Source organism: Burkholderia glumae LMG 2196 = ATCC 33617, assembly GCF_000960995.1.
Classification (GTDB): Bacteria; Pseudomonadota; Gammaproteobacteria; order Burkholderiales; family Burkholderiaceae; genus Burkholderia; species Burkholderia glumae.
Genome location: NZ_CP009435.1, coordinates 1,095,304 through 1,110,191, shown reverse-complemented (window position 1 = coordinate 1,110,191; position 14,888 = coordinate 1,095,304). Strand labels below are relative to the sequence as shown.

The 14,888-nt window shown below is 71.4% G+C and carries 11 protein-coding genes; 3 read left to right on the top strand and 8 right to left on the bottom strand.

Annotated elements, in window-relative coordinates; genetic code table 11:
• Positions 1-163: 163 nt before the first annotated feature.
• Positions 164-1,225, bottom strand: coding sequence for a helix-turn-helix domain-containing protein (locus tag KS03_RS17525; RefSeq protein ID WP_012734200.1), 1,062 nt, complete (start codon positions 1,223-1,225; stop codon positions 164-166).
• A gap of 336 nt (positions 1,226-1,561) precedes the next feature.
• On the opposite strand from KS03_RS17525, the gene adh reads away from it, so the two are divergent.
• Positions 1,562-3,082 carry an aldehyde dehydrogenase gene (gene adh, locus KS03_RS17520; RefSeq protein ID WP_012734199.1) on the top strand — a complete coding sequence of 507 codons (1,521 nt, stop codon included), beginning with the start codon at positions 1,562-1,564 and terminating at the stop codon, positions 3,080-3,082.
• Between the two features lie 270 nt (positions 3,083-3,352).
• Here the strand turns inward: adh and eutC are convergent, their stop codons facing one another.
• From eutC to KS03_RS17500, 4 genes are all read right to left on the bottom strand, one after another.
• Positions 3,353-4,141, bottom strand: a complete 789-nt coding sequence (gene eutC / locus KS03_RS17515; RefSeq protein WP_012734198.1) for an ethanolamine ammonia-lyase subunit EutC — start codon at positions 4,139-4,141, stop codon at positions 3,353-3,355.
• Complete coding sequence (locus tag KS03_RS17510; protein ID WP_012734197.1) at positions 4,138-5,535, bottom strand: ethanolamine ammonia-lyase subunit EutB; 1,398 nt, start codon at positions 5,533-5,535, stop codon at positions 4,138-4,140. Before KS03_RS17510 ends, eutC begins: the two co-directional genes overlap by 4 nt.
• Positions 5,536-5,596: 61 nt before the next feature.
• On the bottom strand, positions 5,597-7,003 hold the full coding sequence (eat, locus tag KS03_RS17505; RefSeq protein ID WP_012734196.1) for an ethanolamine permease: 1,407 nt from the start codon (positions 7,001-7,003) through the stop codon (positions 5,597-5,599).
• Between the two features lie 508 nt (positions 7,004-7,511).
• Positions 7,512-9,953 carry a heavy metal translocating P-type ATPase gene (locus KS03_RS17500; RefSeq protein ID WP_012734195.1) on the bottom strand — a complete coding sequence of 814 codons (2,442 nt, stop codon included), beginning with the start codon at positions 9,951-9,953 and terminating at the stop codon, positions 7,512-7,514.
• 82 nt (positions 9,954-10,035) lie between these two features.
• On the opposite strand from KS03_RS17500, the gene cadR reads away from it, so the two are divergent.
• Positions 10,036-10,467 (top strand): Cd(II)/Pb(II)-responsive transcriptional regulator, encoded by a 432-nt coding sequence (cadR, locus tag KS03_RS17495; RefSeq protein WP_012734194.1) that lies wholly within the window; start codon positions 10,036-10,038, stop codon positions 10,465-10,467.
• 97 nt (positions 10,468-10,564) lie between these two features.
• Positions 10,565-11,176: a PadR family transcriptional regulator gene (locus tag KS03_RS17490; protein WP_012734193.1), complete on the top strand. Its 612-nt coding sequence runs from the start codon at positions 10,565-10,567 to the stop codon at positions 11,174-11,176.
• Between the two features lie 27 nt (positions 11,177-11,203).
• On the opposite strand, the gene KS03_RS17485 is transcribed toward KS03_RS17490, so the two are convergent.
• The 3 genes from KS03_RS17485 to KS03_RS17475 form a co-directional block, all read right to left on the bottom strand.
• Positions 11,204-11,995, bottom strand: coding sequence for a transporter substrate-binding domain-containing protein (locus tag KS03_RS17485; RefSeq protein WP_012734192.1), 792 nt, complete (start codon positions 11,993-11,995; stop codon positions 11,204-11,206).
• A 43-nt stretch (positions 11,996-12,038) separates the two neighbouring features.
• Positions 12,039-13,193: a pyridoxal phosphate-dependent aminotransferase gene (locus tag KS03_RS17480; protein WP_012734191.1), complete on the bottom strand. Its 1,155-nt coding sequence runs from the start codon at positions 13,191-13,193 to the stop codon at positions 12,039-12,041.
• A gap of 520 nt (positions 13,194-13,713) precedes the next feature.
• A complete protein-coding gene (locus KS03_RS17475; RefSeq protein WP_012734190.1) occupies positions 13,714-14,853 on the bottom strand; it encodes a branched-chain amino acid ABC transporter substrate-binding protein in 1,140 nt (379 codons plus the stop codon).
• Positions 14,854-14,888 lie beyond the last annotated feature (35 nt).

Here is a 14,888-nt window from a genome sequence, read left to right as displayed (position 1 = left end):
CGCCCCGAGCGGCGCCGGGCCTGGCCGGCAGCTTGCGCCCGCGGGCCAGCGCCGCGGCCCTGCTGCGCAACGAGCGCGATGCGGCGCGTGGCGCGCGCCGCCGGCGGCCGTCCGCGCTGTGCGCGCTGTCCGCACGAAACCGCGTCGGCCTCGCGTCGGCGCCTCAACCCGCCGAATCGCGCAGCGCCTCGGACGGCCGCATCCCGAACATGCGCCGGTAGTCGTTCGCGAACTGGCTCAGGTGCCAGAATCCCCAGGCGGCGGCCACGTCCTGCACCGAGCCGGCCGCGCGGCCGCACAGGTCGCGCCGCGCTCCGTTCAGCCGCACGGCGCGCAGGTAGGTGGCGGGCGCCATCCCGAGCACGTCCTGAAAGCAGTTCTGCAGCGTGCGGCGGCTCACGTGCAGCTGCTCGCAGAGTTCCGGCACGCCCACCGCGCGGCCGCGATGCGCGAGCACGTAGTCGCGCGCCTGCGCGACGATGCGGCGCCGCCGCGCCGGCGCGATCGCGTCCGGGGCCGCCTGCCGCGCCGCGTCCGGCCCCGCGCAGATGTCGAACAGCGCCGCCAGCACGGCCGCCTGCAGGGCGTGCCGCTCGCAGCCGGACAGCGCCGCGCGCGGGCCGGCCGCGCCGTCCAGCGAGGCGGCCAGCAGCGCACGCAGCCGCGCGAGCCGCTCCGCGCCCACATGGATCATCGGCTGGCGCGGCAGCCGGTCGTCCAGGCCGGCGTGCTCGACCTGCTCGGCATAGCGGCGCAGCACGTCGCCGCGCACCACCACGCCGTAGATCGAGAACGCGGCCGGCGTCAGCAGTTCGAACCCGAGGTTGCCCGGCCGGCAGGCGAAGCCGTCGGCCGCGATCGGCTGCGCATCGATCCGCGCACCGCCGTCCGGCACCGCGGGAATGCCGAACCAGTAAGCGTCGCCGCGCACTTCGCAGGCCTGCCGCAGCGTATGGCTGGTGGTTTCGCGAAACAGCTTCATGGTGTCGAGCGGCAGTTCGGTCAGCGTGCCGACGAAGCGCCCGGCCGCGAGCTGATCGTAGGTCTGGCGCCAGCCCACCAGGTTGCGCGCCTGCTCGTCGGCGTCGTGCGCGACGCTGACCACCGCGCGTCCGGCCGGCGCGTCGGCGCCGCCGGCGGCGCGCCGCGTGTCTTCGGCCGTGTCTTCGGCTTCCGGCACGGCGCCGCCGCCCGGCGCCCGGCTCGCTCCGCTCGCTGCGTTCATCGCTGCCCTCCTCGTCGATCGCGGCAAGAACGCAAGTCCCGTGCCGAAACCTCGCGGCCAGCGAAGCCGAGCGCCCCGCGCAGGTCACGCCTTCGCCGCGGACCCGGCCCCCGGGGCACTGTTCAACCGTGGCACAACGTCGCACATGTGGATCGCGCCAATTTGGCACAGCCGGATGCGGCGGGCGCGGCCCCGGCACCGCCGCACCGGCGCGCGCCGCCCACGCACCGCGGCGCGGCGGGCTGGCACGGTTTTGGCGTATCGAACACGCCCTGCCGGTTCGTTCGACGAGCCGCCGCAGCGTTTCCCTAGATCGAACATGTGAGGAGCGACACGATGAATCACGCCGAGATGCAACACCTGAACATCGAATTCCCGTACCGCAAGCAGTACGGGAATTTCATCGGGGGCAAATGGGTGCCGCCGGTCGGCGGCGACTATTTCGACAACGTCTCGCCCGTCACGGGCAAGCCGTTCACGTCGATCCCGCGCTCGCAGGCAGCCGACATCGAGCTCGCGCTCGACGCGGCGCACGCGGCGCGCGCCGCCTGGGGCGCGACCCCGGCGGCCGACCGCGCGGGCATCCTGCTCAAGATCGCCGACCGCATGGAGGCGAACCTGGCACGCCTCGCGGTGGCCGAGACGATCGACAACGGCAAGCCGCTGCGCGAGACCACCGCGGCCGACATCCCGCTCGCCATCGACCATTTCCGCTATTTCGCGGGCTGCGTGCGCGCGCAGGAAGGTTCGATCGCCGACATCGGCGGCGACCTGGTGGCCTACCACTTCCATGAGCCGCTCGGCGTGGTCGGCCAGATCATTCCGTGGAACTTCCCGATCCTGATGGCCACCTGGAAGCTCGCTCCGGCGCTCGCGGCCGGCAACTGCGTGGTGCTGAAGCCGGCCGAGCAGACCCCGGCCTCGATCCTGGTGTGGGCCGAGCTGATCCAGGACCTGCTGCCGCCCGGCGTGCTCAACATCGTCAACGGCTTCGGGCTCGAGGCCGGCAAGCCGCTCGCCTCCAGCAAGCGGATCGCCAAGGTCGCGTTCACCGGCGAGACCTCCACCGGCCGCCTGATCGCCGGCTACGCGAGCGCGAACCTGATCCCGGTCACGCTCGAACTCGGCGGCAAGAGCCCGAACATCTTCTTCGCCGACGTGATGGACCGCGACGACAGCTACTTCGACAAGGCGCTCGAGGGCTTTGCGATGTTCGCGCTGAACCAGGGCGAGGTCTGCACCTGCCCGTCGCGCGCGCTGGTCGAGGAAAGCATCTACGAGCGCTTCATCGAGCGCGCCGTGCAGCGCGTCGAAAAGATCCGCCAGGGCCATCCGCTCGACGCGCAGACCATGATCGGCGCGCAGGCCTCCGAGGAGCAGATGGAGAAGATCCTGTCGTACATCGAGATCGGCCGCCAGGAAGGCGCCGAATGCCTGACGGGCGGCGCGCGCAACACCATGACGGGCGAACTGGCGAGCGGCTTCTACGTGAAGCCGACCGTGTTCCGCGGCCACAACAAGATGCGCATCTTCCAGGAGGAGATCTTCGGGCCGGTGCTGTCGGTGACCACCTTCAAGAACGAGGCCGAGGCGCTCGAGATCGCCAACGACACGCCCTACGGCCTGGGCGCCGGCCTCTGGACCCGCGACGGCAACCGCGCCTATCACTTCGGCCGCAACATCCAGGCCGGGCGCGTCTGGACCAACTGCTACCACGCCTATCCGGCGCACGCGGCGTTCGGCGGCTACAAGCAGTCCGGCATCGGCCGCGAGACGCACAAGATGATGCTCGACCACTACCAGCAGACCAAGAACCTGCTGGTCAGCTATAGCGACAAGCCGGCCGGCCTGTTCTGAATCGCGTTCGCCCCAGCGCCGCCGCTCGACGGTCACGGGACGGCGGCAGACCCCAGGGGGCTTGGACAAGCGCCGGCGGCGGATCGCCGGCGCTTTTTTTGCGTCTGGCTCGACGCGGCCGGCACCATGAGGCGGACCGCCTACGTCCCGCTTCGTGAGGCCGTCACGCACCGCCCCCGTCCCGCCGGCGGTGCCGGGCGCCGCTTCGGCACGACGCGCCGCCGCCCTCGCGGCCCCTCGCCCGCGTCGCCGTCGCGCCCGGCGTGCGCGTCACCGCCGGTCGATCCGCTCCCGCTCCGGACTTCCCGGCAGCAGCGCGTCGCTGTCGTCCTTGAGCCCCACGCCCGTCAGCCCGAGCCGCCGCGCCTGCGTCAGCAGATAGTGCAGCTTGTGCGCGGCTGCCGCATGCGGCAGCCCCTCGGGCCGCACGTTCGAGATGCAATTGCGCTGCGCGTCGTGGCAGCCCACCCGCGGCGCGTGAGTCAGATACACGCCGAGGCTGTCGGGCGAACTGAGCCCCGGCCGCTCGCCGATCAGCATCGCCACGAAGCGCGCGCGCAGCAGCTCGCCGATCTCGTCGCCGAGCGCGACGCGCGCCTGGCGCGCCACCACCACCGGGCCGAGCGTCCAGCCGTCGGCCTCGAGCCGCCCGCGCACCGCGTTCAGCAGCGGCAGCGCCTGCTTCGCGGCCGCGAACGCCGACAATCCGTCGCCGACCACGAACACCAGGTCGGGCGCGCCCGCCGCGCCGGCGGCCGCCAGCGCCGCGCGGCTCGGCTCCGACAGGCGCCGGCCGAGGTCGGGCCGCCGCAGGTAGTGCTGGCGATCGGGCGCGGCGCTGTCGGCCGCCAGCGTCGCGAAGCCGGCCGCCTCGAGTTCGCCGCGCAGCCGGTCGGCGTCGAGCGGCTGGTGCACGGCGTCGCGCGCCTGCGCGTGCGAGAGGTTGAACGCGAGCAGCGGCGCGGTGGGCAGGCTGCTGCCCGCGCGGCCGAGCGCGATGCGCGCGTTCGTGAACGACTTCAGCGCGCCCCACGGGTCCTTCTCGACCGGGTCCGTCATGCGCCGAGCCCCATCCACCCATCGGCGCCGGCCAGCAGCGGCGTGCGCGGCGAGGCCGGCAGCAGCGCGCCCTTCGCGTCGGCGATCTCCATCGTCTCCAGCCACTCCTCGAACTCGGGCGCGCGCCGCAGCCCGAGCACCTCGCGCACGTAGAGCGCGTCGTGGAACGAGGTGCTCTGGTAGTTCAGCATCACGTCGTCGGCGCCGGGGATGCCCATGATGAAGTTGATGCCGGCCGCGCCGAGCAGCGTCAGCAGCGTGTCCATGTCGTCCTGGTCGGCCTCGGCGTGGTTCGTATAGCAGATGTCGCAGCCCATCGGCACGCCGAGCAGCTTGCCGCAGAAGTGATCCTCGAGCCCGGCGCGGATGATCTGCTTGCCGTCGTACAGGTACTCGGGGCCGATGAAGCCGACCACCGTGTTGACGAGGAACGGCCGGAACCGGCGCGCCACCGCGTAGGCGCGCACCTCGCAGGTCTGCTGGTCCACGCCGTGATGGGCGTTGGCCGACAGCGCGCTGCCCTGGCCCGTCTCGAAGTACATCAGGTTGTCGCCGACGGTGCCGCGCCCGAGCGAGCGCGCGGCCTGGTGCGCCTCGTCGAGCAGCGCGAGCGTGATGCCGAAGCTCGCGTTGGCCTGCTCGGTGCCGGCGATCGACTGGAACACCAGGTCCACCGGCGCGCCTTTCTCGATCGCCGCGATCGTGTTGGTGACGTGGGTCAGCACGCAGGACTGGGTCGGCACCCGGTAGCGCTCGCGGAACGCGTCGATCATCGCGAGCAGCTTCGTGATCGCGGCGAGGCTGTCGGTGGCGGGATTGATGCCGATCATCGCGTCGCCCGAGCCGTACATCAGGCCGTCGAGCATCGAGGCGGCGATGCCCTTCACGTCGTCGGTCGGATGGTTCGGCTGCAGCCGCACCGACAGGCGCCCCGGCAGCCCCACGGTGTTGCGAAAGCGCGTGACCACGCGGCGCTTGCGGGCCGCCGCGATCAGGTCCTGGTTGCGCATCAGCTTCGAGACGGCCGCCACCATCTCGGGCGTCAGGCCGGGCGCCACGCGCTCCAGCGCGGCGCCGTCGGCGGCCGGCGACAGCAGCCAGTTGCGGAACTCGCCCACCGTCAGGTGCGCGAGTTCGGCGAACGCGCCCGCATCATGCGTGTCGACGATCAGCCGCGTGACCTCGTCGCGCTCGTAGGGAATCAGCGCCTCGTTCAGGAACGCCTTGAGCGGCACGTTCGCGAGCGCCATCTTGGCGGCCACGCGCTCCTCCTCGCTGGCCGCGGCGAGCCCGGCCAGCTGGTCGCCCGAGCGCAGCGGGCTGGCGCGCGCGAGCAGCGTCTTCAGGTCCGCGAAGCGGTAGGTCCGCGCGCCGATCGTCTCGGTATGGGCCATCTGCATCCTCTCCTGCAATCGGGCGGCGCGCGCGGCACGGGGCCGGCGCGCGCGCCGTGCGTCATTCCTTGAGCAGCGCCTCGGCCGGCGCGGCCGCGCGCTGCGAGCGCGTCGCGATGAAGTAGCCGTAGCCGAGCGCGACGAACACCAGGAACACCAGCGCGACCAGCGCGTTGAAATAGACCATGGTGGCCAGGCACACCAGCGCGGCGGCCAGCGCGAACGCCGGAAACAGCGGATAGAGCGGCGCACGGAACGGCCGCGCCATCGCCGGCTGGCTGCGGCGCAGCTTGAACAGCGCGGCCATGCTGACGATATACATCACGATAGCGCCGAACACCGACATCGTCACGATGTTCGCGGTCAGGGTCTGGCCGCCGAACTGGATCAGCTCGTCGCTGTAGATCGCCGCGATGCCGACCACGCCGCCCGCCAGGATCGCGCGATACGGGGTGCGAAAGCGCGGGTGGACCTTGGCGAGCCATTCGGGCAGGTAGCCCTCGCGCGCCAGCGCGAAGATCTGGCGCGAATAGCCGAGGATGATGCCGTGAAACGACGCGACCAGGCCGAACAGGCCGAGCCAGACCAGCATGTGCATCCAGCCGCTGTGCTCGCCGACGATGTATTTCATCGCCTGCGGCAGCGGATCGTTGATGTTGGCGAGCTTGGTCCAGTCGCCCGCGCCGCCCGCGAACACCATCACGCCCACGGCCAGCACCACCAGCGTGAGGATGCCGGCCACGTAGGCGATCGGGATCGAGCGCCTGGGATGCTTCGCCTCCTCGGCGGCCATCGCCACGCCCTCGATCGCGAGGAAGAACCAGATCGCGAACGGGATCGCCGCGAACATGCCGTGGAGCGCGCCGGGCGAGAAATGATCGGCACCGCCCCAGCCGCCCTTGGCGAAGTGGTCCCACGAGAAGCCCGGCGACACCACGCCCATGAACACCAGCAGCTCGAAGATCGCCAGCAGCGTGACGATCAGCTCGAAGGTGGCGGCGATCTGCACACCGACGATGTTGAGCGCCATGAACACGAGATAGGCGCCCATCGCCGCGTGCTTGGGCTCCAGCGACGGGAACTGCACGTGCAGGTAGGCACCGATCGCGAGCGCGATCGCGGGCGGTGCGAACACGAACTCCACCAGCGTGGCGACGCCGGCCAGATAGCCGCCCGCCGGGCCGAACGCGCGGCGCGCGTAGGCGAACGGGCCGCCCGCGTGCGGGATCGAGGTGGTCAGCTCGGTGAAGCTGAAGATGAAGGTGGTGTACATCGCCGCGATGAACAGCGCCGTGACCACGAAGCCGAGCGTGCCGGCGCTGGCCCAGCCGTAGCTCCAGCCGAAATATTCGCCCGAGATCACCAGGCCGACCGCGATCCCCCACAGCTGCCAGGTGCCGAGGGTCTGTTTCAGCGCCGGCCCCGGCGCGCCGCCCGCTGCGGGACGGCCGTTCGACTCTGCGTGCATCGCCTGCTCTCCTTGTGAATGGAACCCGTTCGGGCCGGCCGCGCCTGATGCGGCGCGGCGGGAACGGGTGATCGGTGACCGATGCTAGAGAGTCATAAATCCGCGCGTTATCGAAAATCGGCAAACATGGCGCGCGCCACCGCGAGCGGGGCGATCGACGCGGTGCCGGGAGCGGGCCGCCGCGCGACGCGGTGCGCAGCCGCGGCCTTGCCGGCCCGGCCCGCGGCGCGCGCGGCTCAGCGCGAACGCGTGCCGCAATGAACGCACCAGCTCGCGGCCGGGTCGAGCGGGGCGCGGCAGCGCCGGCAGACCGGGGCCGCGCTCGTCCCGCCCGCGCGCGGCCGCCCGAACCGGGGCCGCATGAAGCGGGGCCGCCGGCCCGCGGCGCCGTCCGGGCCGGTCGCGCGGCCGTCGGGTGCGCGGCCGTCGCGTCGGACGTGAAACGCGGGCCCGGCCCCGCGCAGCAGCCGGTCGAGCCATCTCGCGAGCGGCCCCATTTCGCCCGCCGTCAGCGCGAGGCGCGCAGCAGCCGCAGGCCGTTGGCGACGACGATCAGGCTCGCGCCCGCATCGGCGAACACGGCCATCCACATCGTGCCGAGGCCGGCCAGGGTGAGCCCGAGGAACACCAGCTTCACCACCAGCGCGAAACCGATGTTCTGCAGCAGCACGCGATGGGTGGCGCGCGAAAGCCGCACGAACGCGGGGATCTTGCGCAGGTCGTCATCCATCAGCGCGACGTCGGCCGTCTCGATAGCGGTGTCGGTGCCCATCGCGCCCATCGCGAAGCCGATGTCGGCGCGCGCGAGCGCGGGCGCGTCGTTGATGCCGTCGCCGACCATCCCCACCGCGCGGCCCTGCCGGGCCAGCTCGGCGACCGCGGCGAGCTTGTCCTCGGGGAGCTGGCCGCCGCGCGCGTCGTCGATGCCGACCTCGCGCGCGATCGCCGCGGCGGTATGCGCGTTGTCGCCCGTCAGCATCGCCGTGCGGATGCCGAGCGCGTGCAGCTGCGCCACCGCCTCGCGGCTCGTGTCGCGGACCGTGTCGGCCACCGCGAACAGGCCGAGCACGCGCACCGCGTCGCCGAGCATCACCACGGTCTTGCCCTGCGCCTCGAGCTCGGCCACGCGCGCGTCGAGCGCCGCCGAGGCGCGGCCGAGCTCGGCCGCGAGCCGGCGATTGCCGAGCCAGTGGGCGACGCCCTCGATCTCGCCGCGCACGCCGCGCCCGGGCAGCGCCTCGAAGCCGTCCACTTCGGCGAATGCCCGCACGCCCTCGGCCGCCGCCGCGGTTGCGAGCGCCTGCGAGACCGGGTGATCGGAGCGGCTCGCGAGGCTGGCGGCGAGCCATGCGACGCGCGCCGGCTCGACGTCGCGCGCGAACGGCTCGACATCGGTGCGCACCGGCTTGCCGTGCGTGAGCGTGCCGGTCTTGTCGAGGGCGAGCCAGCCGAGCTTGCGGCCTTCCTCGAGATAGACACCGCCCTTCACGAGAATTCCGCACCGCGCCGCGGACGCCAGCCCCGAGACGATCGTCACCGGCGTGGAAATCACCAGCGCGCAGGGGCAGGCGATCACCAGCAGCACCAGCGCGCGATAACACCAGTCGTGCCAGGCGCCGCCCGCCAGCAGCGGCGGCGCGAGCGCCACCACCAGCGCGATCGCGAACACGATCGGCGTGTAGACGCGCGCGAAGCGGTCCACGAAGCGCTGGGTGGGCGCCTTCGCGCCCTGCGCCGCCTCGACCGCGTGGATGATGCGCGCGAGCGTGGTGTTCGAGGCCACCGCCGTGACGCGGTACTCGAACGAGCCGGCCTCGTTGATGGTGCCGGCGAACACGGCGTCGCCGGGCGCCTTCTCGACCGGCAGGCTCTCGCCCGTGATCGGCGCCTGGTTCACCGTGGAGCGGCCGGCCACGAGCTCGCCGTCGAGTCCGACGCGCTCGCCCGGCCGCACGCGCACGATCGCGCCGAGCGCGACCTCGGCGGCCGCCATCGAGGCCCAGCTGCCGTCGGGCCGGCGCACCGTGGCCGTGTCGGGCGCGAGCCGCATCAGGCCCTGGATCGCATTGCGCGCACGGTCGAGCGACTTCGCCTCGATCAGCTCGGCGATCGTGAACAGCACCATCACCATCGCGGCCTCGGGCCACTGGCCGATCAGCATCGCGCCCGTCACGGCGATGCTCATCAGGGCGTTGATGTTCAGGTTGCCGTTGCGGATCGCGATCCAGCCCTTGCGATAGGTGCTCGAGCCGCAGAGCGCGACGGCGGCCACCGCGAGCAGCGCCGCCAGCCAGCTCGGCAGGCCGGCCCAGGTCAGCGCCTCGGAGGCGAGCGCCGCCGCGCCGGCCGTGACGAGCGGCCAGAGCGGCTTCGCCTCGGCCGCGCGCACCGCGCCGGCGGCGGACGCACCGGCGCCGGCCGCCTCCGGCGTCATGCCGAGCGAGCGGATCGCGGCGGCCACCGCGCCGGCTGCGCCCGGCGCATGCACCACCGTCAGCATCCGCTGCATCAGGTTGAAATCGAGGGCGGTGACCGCGGCCATCCCGCCGAGCTTCTTGCGGATCAGCGTCTCCTCGGTCGGGCAGTCCATCTGCATGATGCGAAACGCGGTGCGCTCGCTGCCGTCGGCGAGCCGGCTGGTGTCCGGCAGCGGCGTGAGCGCGCGCGCCGCGGGCGCGCAGCAGTCGGCGCCGTGGTCGTGGTCGTGCGAATGCGCGCGATTCGACGAGTGGTCGTGCGAGTGACCGTGGTCCGACGCGTGCTCGTGCGAATGGCCGTGGCCCGGTGCGTGCCCGTGCGCATGGCCGGCGGCATGGCCGTGATCATCGTGCGCGCACGCGCCCGCCCGCGGCGCCCCGCTTGTCCGCGCGGCGCCGCAGCAGGCCGTTGCCGCGCGCGGCCCGGCCATGTCGGCGTCAGCCGCGTCGGGCAGTTCGTTCACCTGGGCCATGACCCTCTCCTGGTTGCTGGACGGTGTACAGTTAACACCCTGAAGCCACTTCAAGGTCAACCGCTTCCGACAGGAGATTGCAATGAAGATCGGCGAACTCGCGAAAGCCGCCCGCTGCACGCCCGAGACCGTCCGTTTCTACGAGAAGGAGGGCCTGATGCCGGATGCGGAGCGCACCGACGCGAACTACCGGCGCTACACCGAGGTCCACGTCGAGCGCCTGCGCTTCATCCGCAACTGCCGCGCGCTCGACATGACGCACGACGAGATCCGCGCGCTGCTGCGCCTCACCGACGACCCGTCCGACCGCTGCGATTCGATCAACGCGCTGCTCGACGAGCACATCGGCCATGTGAACGCACGGCTCGTCGAACTGCAGCACCTGAAGGCGCAGCTCTCGGACCTGCGCGACCGGTGCCAGGGCGAGCACACGGTAGAGGACTGCGGGATCGTGCACGGCCTGGCCACGATGGAAACGCCCGAGGCGCCGGCCAAGCGCACCCACCTCGGCTGAGCCGGCGGCCCGGTACGGTCGCGGCCGCGTTGTGCCGCGCCACCTCAGGTCATAAAATAACCAGTCATTTTTTGACGATGGCCGTTACGCGGGACACATGCCGAAATTCTCCCCCTTGGCGCTCGCGATACTCGCGATGCTGACCGAAGCGCCGATGCATGCCTACCGCATCCAGCAGCTCATCAAGCTGCGCGGCAAGGACGACGTGATCAACGTGCGCCAGCGCAACAGCCTCTACCAGACGCTCGAGCGGCTGCTGCGCGAACGGCTGGTGGTGGTCCACGACACCGAGCGCGACGGGATGTTTCCGGAACGCACCGTCTACGCGATCACCGACGCGGGCCGCGACTGCGCACGCTCCTGGCTGCGCGACCAGCTCGCGCAGCCGGCGCGCGAATTCCCGGCGTTTCCGGTGGCGCTGTCGGTGCTGCCGCTGCTGTCCGTCGAGGACGCGCGCCGCCAGCTCGAAGCGCGGCTCGGCGCGCTCGAGGAAGAGCTCGAACGCCTCGATGCCGCGCGCAACGCGGCGCTCGCGATGCAGATCCCACGGCTGTTCCTGCTCGAGGGCGAGCTGCTGCAGGCCACCGTCGAGACCGAACTCGGCTGGGTCCGCAGCGTGGTGGAGCACCTGCGGGTGGGCGCGCTGACCTGGAGCGAGGCATGGCTGCGCGAGGTGGCCGAACGCCTCGCCCCACCCGACGCCGAATGAAGCGGACGCGGCGGCCGGCGCCGGCCGTCACTGCGCCGAGATATCGATCGCGCCGAAGTACTTGCGGCCGAGCGCCTGCACGGTGCCGTCGGCCTTGAGCCGTTCGATCGCGCCGTCGAGGCGCGCCTTCAGCGCGTCGTCGCCCTCGCGCAGCCCGAAGCCGATTCCGCTGCCGAGCATCCGGTCGTCGCGCACCGGCTGGCCGACGAAGCCGAAGCCCTTGCCGTCGGGCCGCGACAGGAATCCGCGCTGGCCGGCCGGCGCCAGCACCAGCGTGGCGTCGAGGCGGCCCGCGACGAGGTCCGCATACACCTGGCTCTGATCCTGATAGGCCAGGACCGCCACGCCCGCGTTCGCCCAGTGGGCGTTCGCATAGGCCTCCTGGATCGAGCCCTGCAACACCCCCACCCGCTTGCCCGCGAGCGACGCGGCGGTGGGCAGCAGCCCGCTGGCGGTGCGCGCGATCAACTGCGTCGGCACGCGATAGATGATGGTCGTAAACGCGATCGCCTGGCGGCGCTGCGCGGTGGCGTTCATCGCCGAATTGATCGCGTCGAACTTGCGCCCCTGCAGTGCCGGAATCAGCCCGTCGAACGAGGCCTCGACCCATTGGCACGACAGCTGCGCGAGCCGGCACACGGCATTGCCGAGATCGATGTCGAAGCCCTGCAGCGTGCCGTCGGCCGCCTTCGATTCGAACGGCGCATACTGCGCCTCCACGCCGAAGCGCAGCGTGGCCTGCGGCTGCGCCGCAAAGGCGCCGCCGCAGGCGAGCGCAGCGGCCAGCGCGAGCGCCGCGCGCGGGTTCCATCGGTTCATCGTGATCGCTCCTGCATGGGGTCGGGGTTCGGGGCGGACCGGCTCAGAAGGCGCTCAGGCGCCGCGCGCCTTCCACCAGCGTCGCGTCGTCCTTGGCGAAGCTGAGCCGGATCAAGCCGGTATCGGTGCCGTCGGCATGAAAGGCCGACAGCGGGATGGTGGCGACGCGCGCCTCGCGGATCAGCCGCAGCACGAAATCGCCGTCGCGCTCGTCGCTGAGCCGACGAAAGCGAGCGAGCATGAAGAAGCTGCCCTCGCTCGGCAGCAGCTCGAAGCGCGAGCCGGCCAGCTCGCGCGCGAGCAGGTCGCGCTTGCGCTGGTAGAACGGCGCGAGCCCGAGGTAGCTCTGCGGCTCGGCCAGCGCCTGGGCGAACGCGACCTGCATCGGCGTGTCGGCCGCGAAGGCCATGAACTGATGCACCTTGCGGATCTCGTCCATCAGCAGCGCCGGCGCGAGGCAGTAGCCCACGCGCCAGCCGGTCACGTGGAACGACTTGCCGAACGACGACACGATCACGCTGCGCTCGGCCAGCGCCGGCCGGCTCGCCATGCCGTGATGCGGCGCGCCGTCGTAGACCATGTGCTCGTAGACCTCGTCGGAGAGGATCACGATGCCGGTGTCGCGCGTGAGCCGCTCGAGCCGCGCGAGATCGCCGGCGCCGAACACGGTGGCGGTCGGATTGTGCGGCGTGTTGACGATGATCATGCGCGTGCGCGGCGTGAGCGCGGCGGCCACCTCGTCCCAGTCGATCCGCAGCGTCTCGGGCGAGAGCTTGATCGCCACCGGCACGGCGCCCTGCAGGCGCACGATCGGCGCATAGCTGTCGAACGACGGCTCGAAGTAGAGCACCTCGTCGCCGGGATGCACGAGCGCGCTGATCGTGGCGTAGAGCCCTTCGCTCGCGCTCGCCACCACGGTGACCTCGCTGCCCGGGTCGTAGCGCGCGCCGCTCAGGCGCTCGGTCTTCGCCGCCAGCGCCTCGCGCAATGCCGCCACGCCCGGCATCGGCGCGTACTGGTTGTGGCCGTCGCGCATCGCGCGCGCGACGCGCTCGACGAGCGCGGGATCGGGCGCGAAGTTCGGCGCCCCCTGCGCGAGGTTCAGCGCGTCGTGCTCGGCGGCGAGCCGGCCGATCACGGTGAAGATGTTGGTGCCGACGTCCGGCAGCTTGGAGCGGGGCCTGGTGGCGCTCTGCATGGTCGCCTCGACGGTCGAAGGAGCACGGGCGCCGACGGCATCGGGCGAGCCGCCGCCGCTGCCCGTGCAGGCCCGTGGGGCGGTGAGTCGGTGGGTAAGCGGGTCAGTCAGTAAGGGCCGATTTAGCCAGGGACAATTTCCGCGCGCAATCGAATCGTATGCATGACCGCGATGAGAAAAACGCATGGCAGGCCGGGCGCCGGCATGGCGTGGACGAGCGGGACGCGATACCCGGCCGCGGCAAGGCCTGCGATGACGGCCTCGCATGTCCGGATTACATCCTCCCGCGCGGTTCCCTATCCGCGCTCGCCGACGCCGCGCGGGCTCCTGCCGTCCACGCCAACGTCGAGCAGGCACGGCGGCAGGGCGGATCGAGCGTGAACCGAAGGGCGGCACGCGCCCAACAAAAAGGCCGGCCGCCGGGACGCGCGATGCACGCCCCGGCGGCCGGCCTGGCAAGACGGAGACGGAAGCCGCCGCGCGCGGCGGCGCGCGGGCCCGTCCACCGCTCAACGCGGCCTTACTTGCCGCCGATGCTCTTGAGCGGCACCCACTCGCCCTTCACGACCTTGTACATCGTGATGCCGCCGTTGCGCAGGTCACCCTTCGAGTCGTAGGCGATGTGCGTCGAGGTCACGCCCGCCATGTCGGTCTTCGCCAGCACCGGCAGATACTTGGCCGGGTCGGTGGAGTCGGCCTTCTTCATCGCGGTAAACATCGCGATCGCGCCGTCGTAGGCATACGGCGAGTAGGTCTGCACGTCCTCGCCGAAGCGCTTCTTGTACTTCTCGGCGTAGGCCTTGCCGCCCGGCATGTCGCTCAGCGGCAGGCCCGCGAGCGACGCGATCGTGCCGTCCGCGGCTTCGCCGGCAATCTTCAGGAAGGTCGGCGTGTGCACCATCTCGCCGCTCATCAGCGGCGCCGTGATGCCGAGCGACTTCATCTGCTTGACCATCGGCGCGCCCTGCGAATCGGCGCCGCCGTAATAGATCAGGTCCGGCTTGGCGGCCTTCAGCTTGGTCAGGATCGCCTTGAAATCGACGGCCTTGTCGTTCGTGAACTCGCGATCGACGATGGTCGCGCCGGCCGCCTTGGCGGCTTTCTCGAACTGATCGGCGAGACCCTGGCCGTAGGCGGTGCGGTCGTCCACGATGGCGATCCGCTTCTTGCCCAGGTCCTTCACCGCGAACATGCCCGCCACCGAGCCCTGCTGCGTGTCGGACGTCATCATCCGGAAGGTGGTCTTGTAGCCCTGCTGCGTGTACTCCGGCGCCGTCGCCATGGCGATTTCCGGGATGCCGGCGTTCGCGTAGATGCGCGAGGCCGGGATCGTGGTGCCGGAGTTGAAGTGGCCCAGCATGCCCTTGATACCGTCGTCGACGAGCTTCTGCGCGACCGTGGTGCCCGTGCGCGGATCGGCCTGGTCGTCCTGCGTGTCGAGCACGAACGTCACCGGCTTGCCGCCGATCACGGGCTTCGTCGCGTTGAAGTCTTCGATCGCCAGCACGATGCCGTTCTGCATGTCCTTGCCGTAGTGCGCCTGCGCTCCCGTCATCGGCGCCGCGAAGCCGATCTTCACGTCTTCCGCGTGGGCTGCCCCCGCCAGCGACATGACCGCAACCAACGTCGCGCCTGCCACTTTTTTCATCGTGTGTTGCATAGCTTCTCCTAATACCAGGGTAAGTGGAGCGACTT

What these genes read in the sequence shown, in the direction of transcription:
- KS03_RS17525 (WP_012734200.1), bottom strand. Translation starts at nt 1,225, where the DNA reads ATGAACGCAGCGAGCGGAGCGAGCCGGGCGCCGGGCGGCGGCGCCGTG.
- adh (WP_012734199.1), top strand. Translation starts at nt 1,562, where the DNA reads ATGAATCACGCCGAGATGCAACACCTGAACATCGAATTCCCGTACCGC.
- eutC (WP_012734198.1), bottom strand. Translation starts at nt 4,141, where the DNA reads ATGACGGACCCGGTCGAGAAGGACCCGTGGGGCGCGCTGAAGTCGTTC.
- KS03_RS17510 (WP_012734197.1), bottom strand. Translation starts at nt 5,535, where the DNA reads ATGGCCCATACCGAGACGATCGGCGCGCGGACCTACCGCTTCGCGGAC.
- eat (WP_012734196.1), bottom strand. Translation starts at nt 7,003, where the DNA reads ATGCACGCAGAGTCGAACGGCCGTCCCGCAGCGGGCGGCGCGCCGGGG.
- KS03_RS17500 (WP_012734195.1), bottom strand. Translation starts at nt 9,953, where the DNA reads ATGGCCCAGGTGAACGAACTGCCCGACGCGGCTGACGCCGACATGGCC.
- cadR (WP_012734194.1), top strand. Translation starts at nt 10,036, where the DNA reads ATGAAGATCGGCGAACTCGCGAAAGCCGCCCGCTGCACGCCCGAGACC.
- KS03_RS17490 (WP_012734193.1), top strand. Translation starts at nt 10,565, where the DNA reads ATGCCGAAATTCTCCCCCTTGGCGCTCGCGATACTCGCGATGCTGACC.
- KS03_RS17485 (WP_012734192.1), bottom strand. Translation starts at nt 11,995, where the DNA reads ATGAACCGATGGAACCCGCGCGCGGCGCTCGCGCTGGCCGCTGCGCTC.
- KS03_RS17480 (WP_012734191.1), bottom strand. Translation starts at nt 13,193, where the DNA reads ATGCAGAGCGCCACCAGGCCCCGCTCCAAGCTGCCGGACGTCGGCACC.
- KS03_RS17475 (WP_012734190.1), bottom strand. Translation starts at nt 14,853, where the DNA reads ATGCAACACACGATGAAAAAAGTGGCAGGCGCGACGTTGGTTGCGGTC.